This is a genomic window from Rudanella paleaurantiibacter (assembly GCF_009184635.1).
Taxonomy (GTDB): Bacteria; Bacteroidota; Bacteroidia; order Cytophagales; family Spirosomataceae; genus Rudanella; species Rudanella paleaurantiibacter.
In genome coordinates this window covers 186,024-202,457 of sequence record NZ_WELI01000002.1, presented here as the reverse complement: position 1 = coordinate 202,457, position 16,434 = coordinate 186,024, and the positions used below count along the sequence as shown (strand labels likewise).

The window sequence follows — 16,434 nt, the reverse complement described above, 5'->3', positions numbered from 1 at the left end:
CGACTACGAAAACGTTGATAGTACGAATAAACCATCTGTGAACGAGTGAACGGAAAAATTAGCTGGCTGACCGTGTTCTGCCTGTGTCTGGCCACCTTTGCCAAGGCTCAATTGTATGACCCATCGGCCTTTGATAAAAAGTACGATGGGTTGCTCAAGCACCCTGGGGTGCAGCTGGAGTCGGCGGAGGCTATTAACCAGCTGTACAACTACAAATTCTACGAGGCCGATAAGGAGTTTCGGTGGTTGCGGGTGCGGTACCCCAAACATCCGATGCCGTACTTTCTGATGGGCCTGGCTGAGTGGTGGAAGATGGTTCCCGACATTGAGGTAACCGACTACGACGACCGTTGTCTGGCCCTTATGGACACGACCATTACACTGGCTGAGCAACTTTACGAAGACAGCGATAACAAGATTGAGCCCTCGTTTTTTCTGGCGGCTGCCTATGCCTTCAAAGGGCGTATTTATGCCGAACGGAAAAAGTGGACCAAGGCGACCTTTGCGGGAAAGAACGCGCTGAAGTATTTCGAAAAGTGCAAAGGCAATGGGGACTTTAACCCCGAACTGCTATTTGGCGACGGGTTGTACAATTACTATGCGCAGTGGATTCCGCAGAATTACCCTTTGCTGAAACCGATTCTGGCCTTTTTCCCGAAGGGCAACAAAGAAAACGGGATCAAGCAACTGGAGCGCAATGCCAACAACGCGTTTTACACCCGTACTGAGGCCCGCTACTTCCTGCTACAGATTTATAGCATGGAAAACCGTTACGATAAAGCGTACGAGTTGGCCAAGTACATGAATGAGCAGTACCCCGATAATCCGTTTTTTGAGCGGTATTACGCCCGGTCGGCGTTTGTGCGGGGGTATCTGAACGAGGCCGAAACCGTATCGAAGCGGATTCTGGACAAATTAGCGCAGGGAAAAGCCGGGTATGAGCCTGTCAGCGGGCGCACGGCTGCGTACATACTGGCTTATGTGAACCAGAACTTCTACCACAATCTGCCTGAAGCCAAGACGTATTACCAGAAGGCCATCGACTTTGCCCAGCAAACCAACGCTACCAACGCGGGCTACTACTGGGCGTCGTTGCTCAACATGGGCAAAATTGCCGACACGGAGAAAAACTACGACCTGGCCCGTAACTACTACAAACAGGTGATCGATGCGGCCGAGCGTAAATCGAGCCAGTACAAAGAAGCGGAGAAAGCACTCAAAGACAGCAAAAAATCGCGCCGGGAAGAGCGCCGGAAGCGTCGGGACGATTGACCACCGAGCTGACGGATGCCGCCATTACCCAGCTTGGAGTGATTATACGAAGAAGGCCCCACCTGCGTGGGGCCTTCTTCGTATGGAAATAGCAAGGTAGGAGGCTACAACTTCGCCGGGTCCAGAACGATGTGCCGGATTTTCTTGCGTTTCCAGGTGTACATCACGTGCACTTTGTTATCGCTCGTTTGAATAACGGCCGGGTACGAAAACTCCTCACCCCGCTCGTTTTCGAGTTCCAGCACGGGTTTCCAGTCTTTACCGTTGGTAGAAAGGGCGATGTTAAGGGGCGACCGCTTGCCCCATTTCTGAGCCTCAGTAGGTACGTGGTTGTACACCATTAGCTGCCGGCCATCTTTCAGTGTCACGGCATCGATGCCTGAGTTGGGGTTGGGTAGATCGAGGTTTTCGAGGGGTGTCCAGGTGGTGCCGTTATCCTCCGACCAGGCCGACTGCACAAACCCGTTGGTGCCACGAGCTACCAATTGAAGCTTGCCTTTGGGGTAGAATAGCACCGAAGGCTGAATGGCTCCCACGGTTTTGCCATCGTTCAGGGCAGGGGTCCGTTTCCAGGTTTTACCCATGTCGCTGGTGGTTTCCATGTGCAAACGCCAGCCGTTGTCTTCGGAACTTGACGGACTCAGCAATGTACCCGAAGCCAGCAGCACCGGCTTGTTTTTGATAGGACCGGGAATGTCGTCGGGCAGGCGCACCGGCTTCGACCAGGTAAGGCCTCCGTCGTTCGACTGCATTTGCATACCCCACCACGTGCTTGGGCTGGGGCCAACTTTGTAAAACAACATCAACGGGCCTTTGGGGTACTGAAACAGCACGGGGTTCCAGGTTGGGTGCCGTTTGCCATCGGGCTGCACGCCATTGGCCACTTCAACGGGGGGCGTCCAGCCTTGCCCGGTGCGTCGGCTTACCCAGATACCCACGTCGGGGTGTTTTTCGTGGGTACCGCCAAACCAGGCCGCCACCAGCCCTTTGGGGGTTTCGGCCAGAGTAGAGGCATGGCACGAAGGGAACGGAGCTTGTTCGTACACAAACTCGCGGCTGAGTTCGGCCTTGGGCGATTGGGCCAGTAAGCGGCCCGAAATAACAAAGAGAAGCAGAAACGAACGACGAAGCATATCGTGTTGGAAAAGGGTGGTTTATACATAAAAAAAGAGCGATATGCGGTTCTACCCAACATATCGCTCTTTTCAGGGAAATGTCTTCTATTACGGAATGGGCAGCGCCTTGCTTTCTTTGAAGGTGCTCAGGATCACCATTGTCTTGGTGTTGGCTACTTCTTCAATTTCGTTGATTACTTCCAGCATCAGCTTCTGGTACGAGTTGATGTCTTTCGAAATCACTTTGAGCAGGAAATCGCCATCACCCGTAATGTGGTGGCATTCAATGATTTCGGGGATTGTATTGACCTTCGCAACAAACGAGTCGGTCACTTGTTTTTTGTGACCTACAAGGGTAACCATCACAAACGTCGTAACGCCCAGCCCCACCCGTTCGGGGTCGAGTTTGGCGTGATAACTTTGAATGATGCCAGACGTTTCTAGTTTCTTGACTCGTTCGAGGGTAGGAGCGGGAGACAGACCAATCTCTTTGGATAGTTGAGCGTTGGTAATCTTGGCGTTATCTTGAAGAATATCTAAGACTTTGCGGTCGATCTGATCTAATTTGGAACTCGACATATTCATACTGTTGCAGGAGTAAGTATTGTTGCTCAGGCTGGCGCAAAGCTACGTGCTTTTCCATAAATTATTCTAAAAAAATACGGAAATCTTACAAATTGATAAAACAAAGTGTAGCCAAAACCTGAAATTGCCGCACAAAATTACAGCTAAATCGTCATATACCAAACGGTAGGCTTTACCGCTTACTCACCCGATTGTGACTAATTTGCCGTTGGCGATTGGCCTTAAACGGATGATCGTCAGCCGCCGAACGAGCAGCGTGTTTGGTGGCGCGGCCCTGCACCCGTGCCCGCCACATGCGCCACGACGAGGGCTTCATTTCCTGCCGCATGAGCTTGATAACCTCCTGTTCGGAAAGACCAAACTGGGCTTCAATGGCATCGAAGGGGGTACGGTCTTCCCAGGCCATTTCGATAACACGATCAATATCTTCGGGGGTAAGCATAGGGTAATCTGGGCGGTTGGTAGTTGACCACCGCTTTTTGTATAAACTATTCTACGGCCCCGGAAGTTAAGTATCCCGGTAAAAATCACCGGGCGAAAGCACGGCCATATCAGATGAAAATGCGGAAAAAGTCGGATTTGCCGACCAAAATCTGCCCGGTTTGTGGGCGTCCTTTTACATGGCGTAAGAAATGGGAGCGCGACTGGGACAATGTGGTGTATTGCAGCGACCGTTGCCGACGGGAAGGCCGCTGACCGGAAGCGTCTAACATCCAGATTATACCGGTTGAAATTGGGCTTCAGGTTAAACGTCCACGGGGTGTATTTGTCCAAAGAATAACCACGCTAATGTCTCCCCGGCAAGACCGGTCGGGGTAAATGTGCTAACTTTGGAACAAATCAGCGTTGCAATGCCCCGGTTATTCCGTTATCTTTTTCTACTTTCGATCGTTTGTTTTTGGGCGGGTTGTCGTCCCAAACGCCCTGTTGCGCCCACCCGGACGCCCCCGGCCCCAGTGCCCAAACCAGCCCCCAAAAAACAGGCGCCCCCGGTGGCTGTAAAGCCCAAACCCGCCGATACTGTTGCGTTTGAACCGCTCGATCAGAGCGTGGCCCCTTCGCCCAAACGCGAGTTTCGGGCCGTCTGGATTGCTACGATCGATAACATCGACTGGCCCAGTAAAAAAGGCTTACCCGCCGAACAGCAGCAAGCCGAATACCGGGCTCTGCTCGACGGACAACGGCAGGCCGGTTTCAACGCCGTAGTGGTGCAAATACGGGCCGCAGCCGATGCCTTTTATGCGAAAAGCATGGAACCCTGGTCGGAGTGGCTGACCGGGCAGCAGGGGCTGGCCCCCTCGCCTTTTTACGACCCGCTGGAGTTTATGCTGGAGGAGTCGCACAACCGGGGTATGGAGTTTCACGCGTGGCTCAATCTCGATCGGGGTACGTTTAGCCGCCGGGCTACCATTGCGCCCGGTCATATCACCACCCGTAAGCCGGAGTGGTTTCTGAGTTATGGCGAGCGCAAGCTGTTTAACCTCGGTATGCCGGTGGTGCGTACCTACGTGGCTTCGCTCGTGGCCAATATTGTCCGGAATTACGACGTCGATGGCATTCATTTCGACGATTATTTCTACCCCTACGCCGTGGCCGGGCAAACCCTGCGCGACGACGAAGCCTACCGGGCCAACTACAACGGGATGAGTAAAAACGACTGGCGTCGGTCGAATATCGACAAGCTCATTCTCGAAATCCGCGACTCGATTTATGCCGTCAAACCCCACGTTAAATTTGGGGTAAGTCCGTTCGGGATCTGGAAAAATGCGGCTTCGGACCCCGAGGGCTCAGCAACGTCGGGTGGGCAGGCATACTACGACCTCTACGCCGACACGCGCAAATGGGCCCTCGAAGGCTGGGTCGATTATATGGTGCCGCAGATTTACTTCACGCACGACCACCCCCGGGCACCTTACCGCGAACTGGTGGACTGGTGGACGCGCAACGCTGGCGAGCGGCACCTCTACATCGGGCACGGAGCGTACCGGGTAGGTAAAGGGGGCCAACGCGAACCCTCGTGGAACAACCCTACGCAGATGCCTAATCAGGTACGGTACGCCCGGTCGATGAAGCCAACGCTGGGCAGCGTGTATTTCAGCGCTAAATCGCTACGCGACAACCCGCTCGGTATCCGCGATTCGTTGCAGAACAACCTGTACAAATACCCGGCTCTGATTCCGCCCATGACCTGGAAAGATAGCCTCGCGCCCGAACCGGTGCGTGACCTGAAAGCTACCGCGACGCCATCGGGCGTGGAGTTATTCTGGCACGAACCCGCCCCGGCTGCCGATGGCGACCGTGCCCGGTATTACGTTGTGTACCGGTTTGAAGGGCGTCAGCGTCAGTTTCGTACCGATAATCCGCAGTATATTCTGACCATCTGTCAGGGTGAATCCAACACGCGTTTTCTGGACAAAACGGCCAACCCGAACAAGCGGTACACCTACGTGGTAACGGCGTTCGATAAACTGCACAACGAGAGCCGTGAGGCTGCTTTATTGGTAAATCCGGTGGCGCAGGAGGCCGCCCGGTCAGGTAAATAATCGATCAGCCGGAACACGGACTGAACCAGACAAACATGAGTCATCCCGAATTTTCGAGTTCTTGCTGATTTTAAACCAAGTTCCTCCTTGGTTGCCCCGTCAGGGGCCTAATATTGGTAGTTAACCCGAAAAATAGACCGAACACCAGAGCCCCGAAGGGGCGTAACCCTAAACAAGTTACGCCCCTTCGGGGCTCTGGTGTTCCGAGGAAACGTCTTTTCTACCCATATTGGGCCCCTAACGGGGCGTTCGAGTAAGGAACCTCTCCCTAACCTAAAATTCGGAATGACTCATGCTTAGTCCGCAGCTTTCTACTGAAAGTCTTCCATGACGGCGCTGACGGGTTTAGCGTCGGGGAAGAAGCCCACAAGCCGGTTCAGAATCCCCTCCACCACGGCATCGGGGCAGGAGGCTCCGCAGGTAAGCAAAATTGTAACGGGCCGCTGCTGAGGCAGGTAGCCTTCGGTGACAATTTCCTGCTTGCTGCTCAGGTCGAAATGCCGAATCAGCTCTGGCGACAGAATTTTCTGATCTGATTCAATGAAGTAAGTCGGCAGTTTTTCGGCGCACAGATCCACAATGTGCGAGGTGTTCGACGAATTGTACCCACCGGCTACAACCGCCAAATCGGCCGGGTAGTCGAGCAGGGCGTAGGTAGCGTCCTGATTATCGTTGGTGGCGTAGCAGAGCGTGTCGCGGGTATTGGCAAACCGATCTTCAATCGTTTCGACCCGGTCGGCGGCATCGGTCAGGTTATAGTGGGTCATCATCACCCGCTTCAGGTAATCGGCAATGCCCTGCGTATCCGACGCGAGCATGGTTGTCTGGTTCACTACGCCAATCCGTTGCAGATCGCGGGTTGGGTCGAAGCCCTCCGAATACTGCCCGGCAAACTCGGTGAAAAATTCCTCCGCATTTGCTTCGCCCGTGATGTAGCGGGCCAACCGCTCGGCCTGCGCCATATTTTTGACTACCACCGTGGGAGCAGCCTCTTTGCTGTGCGAGAACGTAGCGCGGGTTTCTTCGTGGGAAGGTTTGCCATGCACCACCACCGTGTAGTTTTTCTGGCCAATCTGGGTAGCCTTATTCCACACTTTTTCCACAAAGGGGCAGGTAGTATCGTACTTTTCAATGTCGACGCCAATGGCCGCCAACTGCTGATAGGTTTCGAGCGTGGTACCAAAGGCCGGGATAATGACCACGTCGGCCGGGGTAAGCTCACTGAACGGAATCAGTTGCTCTCCGCTCGTACTCATCAGAAACTGCACACCCCGGCTCAGCAAATCGGCATTAACGTCGGGGTTGTGAATCATTTCACTCAACAAAAAAATCCGACGACCGGGGTTTTCGTCAATAGCCTTGTAGGCAATTTCGACTGCGTTTTCAACCCCGTAACAGAATCCGAAATGCCGGGCCAGATAAAACCGTACCGGCCCAAAATCGAGCAGGGTAGGCGTAAAATCGCGCTTCAGTTTGTCGCGCTTCCGCCGAAACTCTTTCAGGGGGGTAATAATGGTACTGCGGTAGTAATCGGGGATGTTGAATGATTTCATCGGTAGTCGAGAGCCTTATGCCGGGCGGGCGGCTCTGTTTCGTCAGTTAGGCACAAAGATACAGGCGTCTGTTTTGCTAACGTTGTGCCCCCGTTGTTTGTTCGTATAGTAAACCCAAAGCGGCCTGCCGCTGTCGGGACCCATCAAACCAAACAGGCCAAACGCGCTATGCCCCGTAAATTACTGAAATACAAGAATTACGACGTTCATTCGATAACCACCTGCACCCCCGAAACACCCGACCGCCCCAGCCGACGAAATGCGAACATTGCCACCTGGGTGATGCAAACCGCTATGGGGGGCACGCATTTGGTGGTGGCCCTCTACGAACCCGATCTGACGATTGAGCTGGTCCGTGAAAGCGGTATTCTGAACGTAAACCTGCTGGCCGAAGAGCAGACGGGGCTAATTCGGAAGCTGGGGCAGCAGAGCGGCCGGGATAAAGACAAGTTCAAAAACCTGCCCTACGCCCTCGACGAACGCGGTTGCCCGTACCTGACCGAAGCTATCGGGTATGCCCAGTGCCGGGTGATTGACCGGATACCGGCCGGCGACCACGAACTGTTTGTGTGCGCCGTTGAAAAACAGGTGGTGCTCAACCCCGACAAGCGGGTGATGACCAACCAGTTTATCAAAGAAAAGAAGCTAGTGCGAGGCTGAGTCAAATTCGATGACTGACAAAAAATATGAGTTCAATGACTCCCATTCGTAAAGCTTGATTGCTGACGTTTTCGGGCTTTGCGTTCGGGCGGGATTCGGAGCACAAAACTGTCAATACACCACAAAAGCTGATGCGAGGTAGAATGTTCAATTAACCACTGAACCCGCTTTTTGCCAAACGCCTGTTAGCAGCAGTAATTCTTTCAGTATCCAAAAAAGTTAATGTCATAAGGATTGTCAAGATATTTGCTTGGCGTGAATGAGAAATTGATCTTCATTTCGTTGTCGTCCCCAATTGTAGCGTGGTCAAATTGAGTATGAAACATAATTAGTTCAAGCGTTTTTTCATATTTTTCAATGAATGTCTTATAGTAAACTGGATTAAAATAGACATTTTCTGCATGAGCAGCAATAAGCATCGTTATGTCAGATTTTAGGTTATTTCTTTCTCTTAGTTGATTACCTAAGTTACCATATAAATGTTTGTCTTGCGTAAAGTAGCTTAACAAGAAGTATGTCTTATCTTCCGATGGATAAAGTGTAACAAAAATATCTTCCATTCTGTCGTCTGAATGCAGAATCGAATTCCCTTGGAAATCATAGTCCAAATAAAAAGCTGATGATACAGCAATGGGATAAAATGCTGACAATTCGAAAACTTCTGTTTCTATAACTGAATAGTCCTTTGCTAATATTGCATTATCAAAGATTTGTTTGTTCTCTTTTATATCGTTGTCCGATTGCTCTCCAAAATTCATCCAAGTTGAAACTTCTATTTTTTTGTGACTTGAAACTACAAAGCCCCTGTAGGCAAATAAAAAATTTTGCTCAAGTGTTTGTGTGTATGGTTGAATTTCAATTGGTCTAAATATAGCATCGTGTTTGTTACAAAATCCCCAAAAAATTGATGCGTGGTTTTTGCCAAGTTCTTTACCGTCAAACTCTCCTTTATCTAAAGCATAACTCATTACGTGTCCATTCTCTACAATTTTGCTCAGAACACCATTGTTTTGTATTGAATGAGCTGCTGAGATAATTATTCGTCCTTTGCTATCAACATTGCAATTAGTCGGGCTTGCTTCTCGATGCCAACAGAATTTACTTTTATCAATTCCCCTTTTCATTACTTCTCTCATTATAGCTGAGAAGTCTTCTTCTGAAATGTCCGTCAAGCCAAATTTTTCAAAAACAGAATAGTCTGATAATTTTCTCTTAGAAATTGGCGGTAGTGATTTAATAGCTAATACAAATTCGTCATAAATTTCAGGTTTTAGGCCGCCCTTTCGAAAGTCACGTAAAACTTCATAGAACATCTCATAGTTCATTTGCGGATTTTCAAGCTGTCGTAGGAAATTTACCATTCTTTATTTCTGTTATGTGTCGTTCTATTATTGCTGCTAACGCCTGGCTTGCCGCAGCCGGGGAAATAGTATTTCTAAAGTTGTTCAAGGTACTAAAGCCTAATAAAATTCCTAAAGCCTAATCTTCTATTCCTTCCGCCCCGGTTGTGGCAAGCAAGTGTCAGCCCGCCAAAGTGTCAAACGGAGGCTCTTTTTCCTTTTTTAAAATTTTTCCTTTTAGCATGGCTCTCAACTCATAAACAGACGCAACTACCGCTTATTCGGGATAAAACTATGTAGTTGCTTTGAACATTCCAATCTTTATAAAACTTATCTATAAATGCTTGAAAAAGAGAAAGATGTGTTTCTTTTTGGGTTTTTATTCGCAATCAACACTACAAAATGCGAACTGTGTATTTTGTAGTGTTGATGATTCTCACTCCTACGCAATAATATAGAATGCGAAAAAACCTTATAGCCGGTCCAATGGGCTTTTGATGTTCTTCAGGCTCTTCTCGCTGACTTGATTGTAGCGGAATGTAAGTCGGACCGCCGATGTGGTTTCTGATCAGGGTTACTTTGTTCAGGCTTCGTATTTGCCTAATAAGACAGCAACTCCCGCCCCAGAATATCGTCCAGATACTCGCGTGAATTAGCCAGCCGGGGCACTTTGTGTTGCCCGCCTACTTTGCCGCGTTGGGTCATCCAGCGGTAGAATGTACCGCGTGGTACAGCATGAATAAGCGGCTCAATGAGCACCATGTTGTTGTACCGCTTGGCGTCGTAGTCGGAGTTGACATGCCGCAGGGTTTCGTCGAGCAACTGATTGAACCGGGCCTGACTGTCGGGGGGCGTCGAAAACTCAATGACCCACTCGTGTCGCCCGTGCTGCCCCTCGCCCATGTATACGGGGCCGGCCGTGTAGTCGGCAATAATGGCCCCGGTGGCTTCGCAGGCTTTGGTGATAGCCGCTTCGGCATTTTCAACAATGACCTCCTCACCAAACGCGTTGATAAAATGCTTGGTGCGGCCGCTTACCTTCAGCCGGTGCGGGTACAGCGACGTAAACCGGACGGTGTCGCCTACTTTGTAGCGCCAAAGCCCGCCATTTGTCGAGATCACAAGGGCGTAGTTTTTATCGACTTCAACTTCTTCAATGGTCAGGGCGCGGGGGTGCGGGCTGTCGACCTCATCCATCGGCACAAACTCGTAGAAAATGCCGTAGTCGAGCATCACCATCATCTCGCCGATACGCCGGATGTCGTCCTGAATGGCAAAAAAGCCTTCCGATGCGTTGAACACCTCCAGATACCGAACATTCGACGACGGAAACACCTGTTTCTGAAACAGTTCGCGGTAGGGCTGGAAAGCCACGGCCCCGTGAATAAACACCTCGAAATTGGGCCAAACCTCCAGAATGTTCTGCTTACCGGTGCGGGCCAGAATTTTTTCGAGCAGCACGAGGGTCCACGTCGGCACGCCCAGAATACTCGTCACGTTTTCCTGCGACGTAATCTCGGCCATGCGCTCCATTTTGGCTTCCCACTCGCTCATGAGGGCAACCTCAAGGGGCGGAGTTCGGATAAACTGACCCCAGGCTGGGAGGTTTTTCATAATCACCGCCGACACATCGCCGGCCGCGCCCTGCTTGCTGTATGGGTTCTCGTGCAGGCTTCCGCCAATGGAAAGCCCCTTGCCGGTAAACGTCTGACTGTCGGGGTTGTTGGCAATGTAGAGTGCCATCATATCCTTACCACCCCGAAAATGGCACTCGTCGAGCGATTCCTGCGAAACCGGAATAAACTTGCTCCGGGCGTTGGTGGTCCCCGACGATTTAGAGAACCAGTGAATGGGCGATGACCACAGCACATTGGTTTCGCCCCGCATCATGCGTTCAATGTACGGAAACAGGTCTTCGTAACTCGAAACCGGCACCCGCTCCTGAAACTCCCGCACCGAACGGATACTGCTATACTCGTAGGTTTTGCCCCACTCGGTTCGGCGGGCCCGCGCCAATAGCTGCGTAAATACACGTTGCTGCACCGCACCCGGGTGCGCCATCATAGCTTCCAGACGCGGCAGACGTCTTCTTAAAAGCCATTTCAGGGTCGTATTGAGCAGTGCCATAGTTTGAAGGATGAATGGTTGGGAGATGATGGATGAAGTAAACTATTCAGTCAGCCAGAATTCCGCACTCATCGTTTATCATGCATCATGTCGCTATATCGGTTCGGGTAGTCGGTTATCAGACCGTCGACACCCCAGGCAATCAGTCGGTTCATGTCTTCTGCCCGGTTTACCGTCCAGGGAATTACCCGGATTCCCTGTTGGTGTAGTCGATTTATCTTGCGCCCGCTCAATAGGCGAAAATATGGGCTGTAAATGTCGGGCAAAAATCCCAACTCCGCCAAGTTCTTTTCGATACTCCGCGTGTTTTCGACGAGTGCGGCCAGGCGCACAGGACGGTATTTGCCTTCAGCCATGCGGGTTTTCCAGTGCCTGAGCACCGCAAAATCGAAGCTCTGAATAATAACCCGTTCGGGGGGGAGTTGTTCCATGATCTGAGCATACACCAGGTCGGAGAACGGGCCCGGTTCGGGCTGATAAACACCGTATTCGGAGGGCACGCTCTTGATCTCGATATTGTACGCACAGGCCGGTCGGCCGAGTTTTTTCTGGTAGGCTTCGGCTTCCCGAATCACGTCGGAGAGCAGGGGTTTGTGGGTTTTAACAGGTTGCTGTTCGGGGTAGGCGGGGTTGCCCAGGCTACCTACATCGTACTGTTTGATGTCGGCGTAGGCCATCCGGTACAGGTTCAGTTGCTTCTGCTCTTTTTTATTAATCGGTTGCCCGCCAGGGGTGAGGGTAATGGCTGCGTTGAAATACGGCTCGTGCGATACCACCACCTGATTGTCAGCACTGATGACCACGTCGAGTTCCAGCGTGGTCACACCCAGTTCGAGTGCCTTCAGAAACGCCGGGATGGTGTTTTCGGGCATCAGACCCCGGCAACCCCGGTGCCCCTGCACATCGAGAGTAGGGGTTTGGGCGGCAAGTGTGTGCACAGCGAGCATACAGATAAACAGGTAAAAAGGCATATACACAAAAACAGGACTCTACAGGTTGTATATCCGAAAGTCGTGAAAAGATACTCACTTACTATCTTAAACGTAAACGTGTCGGGCAGGAAATCTCAAAAAATGCCTACTTAATAGTTGCTGAATCCAACGACAATGGGCAATTTGCCACCCATTTTGACGAAACTGTACTAATCCCATCTAATGCGAGTATTTCGTGCTATCCTTACCTGCCTGTTGGCGGTTGGGCTGGTGTGGGCGCTGAATCGGCCGTGGGGGCCAGCGCCGGCATTTGGCCCTTTTTTGAGCCCATTTACGGGCTTCTGGCAAAATGCCGAGCCCGCTTCTGTGGCTGAGTCGGAACGGGAAGTGGACGTGGAAGGAACCACCCAGCCCGTTACCGTTCGGTACGATGAATACGGCGTACCGCACATTTTTGCCCAGAACGATGCCGACGCGTACTTCGCGCAGGGCTTTGTGACCGCCCGCGACCGGCTCTGGCAAATGGAGTTTCAGACCCACGCGGCTGCCGGGCGGCTGACCGAGATTGTGGGCGAGCGCGCCCTCGAACTCGACCGCTTCAACCGGCGTATGGGTATGGGTTTCGGGGCCGAACGAGCCGTAAAAATGATGCTCGAAGACCCCACGTCGCGGGCTGTGGTGGAGGCTTACACGGCCGGTATCAATGTATACATTGCCGGACTCAAGCCCGCCAATTACCCCATCGAATACAAGATGCTGGGGTATGCGCCTGAACCCTGGACACCCATCAAGTGTGCCTACCTGCTCAAACTCATGACGAGTACCCTGGCTATGGGAGCCGACGACCTGCGCATGACCAACATACTGCGCAAGTACGGCCCCGACGTGGTGGCCGACCTCTTCCCCGATTACCCAACCCTCGAAAGCCCCATTATACCCGAAGGTACCAAGTGGGACTTCAAGCCGCTACCTGTACCTGCCACCCCAACCGACGCGGCTATGCAACGACAGTTGCTCACGCTCACGGCCCGCTCGTTTGAAGCCGGGCTGGTGCAGAACAATCCCGCTATTGGGAGTAACAACTGGGCGGTGGGTGCACAAAAGTCAGCAACGGGCTATCCCATTCTGGCCAATGATCCCCACCTGACGCTCAGCCTGCCCTCGATCTGGTACCAGGTTCAGCTCGTAACGCCCACGATGAACGTGTGCGGGGTGTCGCTGCCGGGATCGCCGGGCGTGATTATCGGTTTTAATCAGAAAGTGGCCTGGGGCGTAACCAACGTCGGGGCTGACGTTCTCGACTTTTACACCATCAAGTTTAAAGACACCACGCAGTCGGCGTATTGGCACGATAACCAATGGAAGCCGACCACCATGCGCATTGAGCGGTACAAGGTAAAGGGTAAGCCCGATGTGCTCGATACCGTTCGGTACACGCATCATGGTCCGGTGGTGTATGCTACGGGCGAGAAAGCCCTCCGGCCGAACATTCCGACGGGCCATGCTGCCCGCTGGATTGCCCACGAAGCCGCCAACGATCTGCGCTGTTTTTACCTGCTCAACCGGGCGAACAACTACGATGATTACCGCAAGGCACTGACATACTACGCGGCCCCGGCTCAAAACTTTGTGTTTGCCAGTGTCGACAAAGACATCGCCATTTCGCCCAATGGTAAGTACCCCCTTAAGTGGAAAAATCAGGGTAAATTCATTCTCGACGGCAGCAACCCGGCCCACGACTGGCAGGGCTGGATTCCGACCGACCAAAATCCGCTGGTAAAAAACCCACCCCGGAATTTTGTGAGTTCGGCCAACCAGTTCTCTACCGACCGGACGTATCCGTATTACCTGAACTGGCAGTTTGCTTCGGCCGAGCGCGGCCGCCGGATCAACGAGCGATTGACGGCTATGACCAACGCCACCGCCGACAGCCTGCGGATGCTGCAAAACGATAACCTCAACCTCCGCGCTACCGATGCCCTACCAACGCTGCTGCCACTGGTGCAGGCTCAATCACTACAGGGCGATGCCCGGCTGGCGTACGATGCGGTGAGCAAATGGTCGCGCCGGAACGACCCGGACGAAATTGGTCCGTCGGTTTTCACCCTCTGGACGGAAAAACTGCTGGAGACGATCTGGAAAGACGAACTCGACGGGGGGGATACCCTGCCAATGCGCTACCCGAGCTTCGACCGGACGTTGCTGATGCTACAGCGTGAGCCAACCGCCCGCTGGTTCGATAACACGGCTACGCCTGCCCGCGAAACCATTAACGATGTCGTGACGGCCAGTTTCAAAGCCGCCTGCGATTCGCTCACGCGGGCGCATGGGCCGCTAAGCCCTGCCTGGGCCTGGGCAAAGCACAAAAGCACCGATGTCCGTCACCTGCTGCCGGGCGTTGATGCCTTCAGTGCAATGGACGTGCTTAATGGCGGGGGCGGTACCGTAGTGAATGCGACCACCGCCCGCACCGGCCCCTCGTGGCGCATGGTGGTGGCCCTCGGGCCTAAGCCACAAGGCTACGGGGTGTATCCGGGTGGTCAGTCGGGGAACCCCGGTAGTCCGGCTTATCAGAACCTGATTGAGACCTGGCGAGAGGGTAAACTCAATGAACTGGTTTATCTGCAAACGGCTACAGAACAACACCCGAAAGTAAAACAAACCCTGACGCTTAAGTAAACCTCCGGCTCAGACATAGCCTCCGAAGGGCGTCTTGAGCATTACCTTTTTAATTATGGCACCAACGCTGATTATTGCCTTACTGAGCGCCCTGGCTCAACTTATTTTCCCGTGGTGGATTATTGCGCCAATAGCTTTTGGCGTTTGTTTCTGGCAAAGTACCACCGCCGGTAACGCTTTTTTACAAGGCACGGCCAGTGTAACGCTGGTGTGGACAGCCTACATTGTTTTCCTGAATATTCAGAATGGGGGCGTATTGGCTTCCCGGCTGGGCGAACTGCTGTTTAAGGTCCCCAACTCACCCGCTATTCTGGTAACGCTGGCTCCGCTGATTGGTGGGCTGGTGGGCGGCCTGTCGGGTTTAGCCGGTTTCTATGTCCGCCAGTTGTGGCAACCGGTCCGACGTTAGATCACCGCGCCCGGTTGTAGGTCTGCCTCTCTGTAGTAAAGCCAGCCTACGACCCGGCGTCTATTCGTCTGCTAAGGTCAATCTGTTGGAATAAGAACTATCGACTTAAAATCCTTAGCTTTGTTTTTAAATCTGTAACAAACACTTAATTACCGACTCGTGAAGAATGCCTCATTAGCGCTGAACGTTGTTTTAGCCATTGCTGTAGCCGTACTGTACTACCTGCACTTTAAAGACCGCCAGCCTGCCGAATCTGCTGTAAAGGTTCCTGAGGCCGCCAAAGGCAAAGAAATCGTGTACGTAAATGTTGACTCACTGCTGACAAAGTACGACTTCTTTAAAGACACCCAGAAAGTACTGGAAAGTAAGCGTTTCCAACTCGAAAACGACCTGGCTTCGCGGAGCCGCAACCTGCAAAACAAAGCCGCTTTCTTCCAGCAGCGGGCCGCTACCATGACGATGGAGCAGGGCCGGGCTACCGAGGCTTCGTTGCAGAAAGAGCAGCAGGAACTGTTGCAATACCGGGAGCGGGCTGCCCAAAACCTGGCCGTTGAAGAGCAGTCGAAAAACGAAGAGCTGTACAATAAGATTTACGATTATCTGAAGAAGTACAACGCCCAGAATAAGTATCAGTTTGTACTTGGCTACACAAAAGGGGGCGGAATCCTGTTTGCCGATACCAGCAACGATGTGACATCGAAAGTGCTGAACGGCCTGAACCAGGAATACAAGGAAAAACAAGCGGCTCCAAAGAAATAAAAGCACGCTTAATAAATATAGAAAGGCCCCGTCAGTTTTGGGCGACGGGGCCTTTTTATTGGCTCGATTTTTGACGTATTAGAGAGATATATACGGATTTTAGTTTTTGTGCGGCATCTAACCCAACCCGTGGTAAAAAATGAGGTTTTCAACTGTTTTTTTTCGATTTTCATCGAAACAGGCATCTTTTTTGCCCTAATTTTCGTACATTGATGTACCAGTAAGCTACTTACTTTCGTGTAGCGAACAACATCGCTTTGGCATGGTCGGTGTACTGAATTGGGTCCTGAGGCTGTGACACGAAACAGACACCGACCTGCCGGGCGACCCCTTCCTGAAAAGGGAATGTATTATTTAGATGGTGATGTCGTCTATACGTCACTCTTCTGTAGCCTAAATTGTATTTTTAGGCGAAACCACTCCCGTCTGTTTTTCGTTTAGCTTTCTAAGGTTCAGGATA

The 16,434-nt window shown here is 52.1% G+C and carries 14 protein-coding genes; 7 read left to right on the top strand and 7 right to left on the bottom strand.

Annotated features, from left to right (window positions below):
- Positions 1-45 precede the first annotated feature (45 nt).
- Positions 46-1,272, top strand: coding sequence for a tetratricopeptide repeat protein (locus tag F5984_RS05640; protein ID WP_152123304.1), 1,227 nt, complete (start codon positions 46-48; stop codon positions 1,270-1,272).
- A gap of 104 nt (positions 1,273-1,376) precedes the next feature.
- On the opposite strand, the gene F5984_RS05635 is transcribed toward F5984_RS05640, so the two are convergent.
- The 3 genes from F5984_RS05635 to F5984_RS05625 all read right to left on the bottom strand — a co-directional run bounded on the left by F5984_RS05635 (position 1,377) and on the right by F5984_RS05625 (position 3,414).
- Positions 1,377-2,405: a sialidase family protein gene (locus tag F5984_RS05635; RefSeq protein ID WP_152123303.1), complete on the bottom strand. Its 1,029-nt coding sequence runs from the start codon at positions 2,403-2,405 to the stop codon at positions 1,377-1,379.
- A 90-nt stretch (positions 2,406-2,495) separates the two neighbouring features.
- Complete coding sequence (locus tag F5984_RS05630) at positions 2,496-2,966, bottom strand: Lrp/AsnC family transcriptional regulator (RefSeq protein ID WP_027303136.1); 471 nt, start codon at positions 2,964-2,966, stop codon at positions 2,496-2,498.
- Between the two features lie 178 nt (positions 2,967-3,144).
- Complete coding sequence (locus F5984_RS05625) at positions 3,145-3,414, bottom strand: TIGR03643 family protein (RefSeq protein WP_152123302.1); 270 nt, start codon at positions 3,412-3,414, stop codon at positions 3,145-3,147.
- A 113-nt stretch (positions 3,415-3,527) separates the two neighbouring features.
- Between F5984_RS05625 and F5984_RS05620 the strand changes: the two genes are divergently transcribed.
- Both F5984_RS05620 and F5984_RS05615 read left to right on the top strand, forming a co-directional pair.
- On the top strand, positions 3,528-3,668 hold the full coding sequence (locus tag F5984_RS05620; protein WP_152123301.1) for a DUF2256 domain-containing protein: 141 nt from the start codon (positions 3,528-3,530) through the stop codon (positions 3,666-3,668).
- A gap of 260 nt (positions 3,669-3,928) precedes the next feature.
- Entirely contained in the window at positions 3,929-5,515 is a 1,587-nt protein-coding gene (locus tag F5984_RS05615) for a glycoside hydrolase family 10 protein (RefSeq protein ID WP_317163083.1), read from the top strand.
- A gap of 311 nt (positions 5,516-5,826) precedes the next feature.
- Here the strand turns inward: F5984_RS05615 and F5984_RS05610 are convergent, their stop codons facing one another.
- Positions 5,827-7,068, bottom strand: a complete 1,242-nt coding sequence (locus F5984_RS05610; protein ID WP_152123299.1) for a 4-hydroxy-3-methylbut-2-enyl diphosphate reductase — start codon at positions 7,066-7,068, stop codon at positions 5,827-5,829.
- A gap of 168 nt (positions 7,069-7,236) precedes the next feature.
- Here F5984_RS05610 and F5984_RS05605 point away from each other — a divergent pair, with 168 nt between their 5' ends.
- The gene (locus F5984_RS05605; protein WP_152123298.1) at positions 7,237-7,728 is read left to right on the top strand and encodes a flavin reductase family protein; all 492 of its coding nucleotides are present in this window, start codon (positions 7,237-7,239) and stop codon (positions 7,726-7,728) included.
- Positions 7,729-7,931: 203 nt separating this feature from the next.
- Here F5984_RS05605 and F5984_RS05600 read toward each other — a convergent pair whose 3' ends face one another.
- From F5984_RS05600 to F5984_RS05590, 3 genes are all read right to left on the bottom strand, one after another.
- Positions 7,932-9,089, bottom strand: coding sequence for a hypothetical protein (locus F5984_RS05600; protein ID WP_152123297.1), 1,158 nt, complete (start codon positions 9,087-9,089; stop codon positions 7,932-7,934).
- 579 nt (positions 9,090-9,668) lie between these two features.
- A complete protein-coding gene (locus tag F5984_RS05595; RefSeq protein ID WP_152123296.1) occupies positions 9,669-11,195 on the bottom strand; it encodes a GH3 auxin-responsive promoter family protein in 1,527 nt (508 codons plus the stop codon).
- Between the two features lie 68 nt (positions 11,196-11,263).
- Complete coding sequence (locus F5984_RS05590; RefSeq protein ID WP_152123295.1) at positions 11,264-12,142, bottom strand: glycerophosphodiester phosphodiesterase family protein; 879 nt, start codon at positions 12,140-12,142, stop codon at positions 11,264-11,266.
- A gap of 207 nt (positions 12,143-12,349) precedes the next feature.
- Here F5984_RS05590 and F5984_RS05585 point away from each other — a divergent pair, with 207 nt between their 5' ends.
- The 3 genes from F5984_RS05585 (at position 12,350) to F5984_RS05575 (ending at position 15,974) form a co-directional block, all read left to right on the top strand.
- Positions 12,350-14,806, top strand: a complete 2,457-nt coding sequence (locus tag F5984_RS05585; RefSeq protein ID WP_152123294.1) for a penicillin acylase family protein — start codon at positions 12,350-12,352, stop codon at positions 14,804-14,806.
- Positions 14,807-14,861: 55 nt separating this feature from the next.
- Positions 14,862-15,215 (top strand): hypothetical protein, encoded by a 354-nt coding sequence (locus F5984_RS05580; RefSeq protein WP_152123293.1) that lies wholly within the window; start codon positions 14,862-14,864, stop codon positions 15,213-15,215.
- A 159-nt stretch (positions 15,216-15,374) separates the two neighbouring features.
- Positions 15,375-15,974 (top strand): OmpH family outer membrane protein, encoded by a 600-nt coding sequence (locus F5984_RS05575; RefSeq protein WP_019989531.1) that lies wholly within the window; start codon positions 15,375-15,377, stop codon positions 15,972-15,974.
- Positions 15,975-16,434: the final 460 nt, after the last annotated feature.

Bases quoted from the DNA above. Each gene is read 5' to 3' on its own strand.
- F5984_RS05635 (WP_152123303.1), bottom strand. From the start codon at position 2,405: ATGCTTCGTCGTTCGTTTCTGCTTCTCTTTGTTATTTCGGGCCGCTTA.
- F5984_RS05630 (WP_027303136.1), bottom strand. From the start codon at position 2,966: ATGTCGAGTTCCAAATTAGATCAGATCGACCGCAAAGTCTTAGATATT.
- F5984_RS05625 (WP_152123302.1), bottom strand. From the start codon at position 3,414: ATGCTTACCCCCGAAGATATTGATCGTGTTATCGAAATGGCCTGGGAA.
- F5984_RS05620 (WP_152123301.1), top strand. From the start codon at position 3,528: ATGAAAATGCGGAAAAAGTCGGATTTGCCGACCAAAATCTGCCCGGTT.
- F5984_RS05610 (WP_152123299.1), bottom strand. From the start codon at position 7,068: ATGAAATCATTCAACATCCCCGATTACTACCGCAGTACCATTATTACC.
- F5984_RS05605 (WP_152123298.1), top strand. From the start codon at position 7,237: ATGCCCCGTAAATTACTGAAATACAAGAATTACGACGTTCATTCGATA.
- F5984_RS05600 (WP_152123297.1), bottom strand. From the start codon at position 9,089: ATGGTAAATTTCCTACGACAGCTTGAAAATCCGCAAATGAACTATGAG.
- F5984_RS05595 (WP_152123296.1), bottom strand. From the start codon at position 11,195: ATGGCACTGCTCAATACGACCCTGAAATGGCTTTTAAGAAGACGTCTG.
- F5984_RS05590 (WP_152123295.1), bottom strand. From the start codon at position 12,142: ATGCTCGCTGTGCACACACTTGCCGCCCAAACCCCTACTCTCGATGTG.
- F5984_RS05585 (WP_152123294.1), top strand. From the start codon at position 12,350: ATGCGAGTATTTCGTGCTATCCTTACCTGCCTGTTGGCGGTTGGGCTG.
- F5984_RS05580 (WP_152123293.1), top strand. From the start codon at position 14,862: ATGGCACCAACGCTGATTATTGCCTTACTGAGCGCCCTGGCTCAACTT.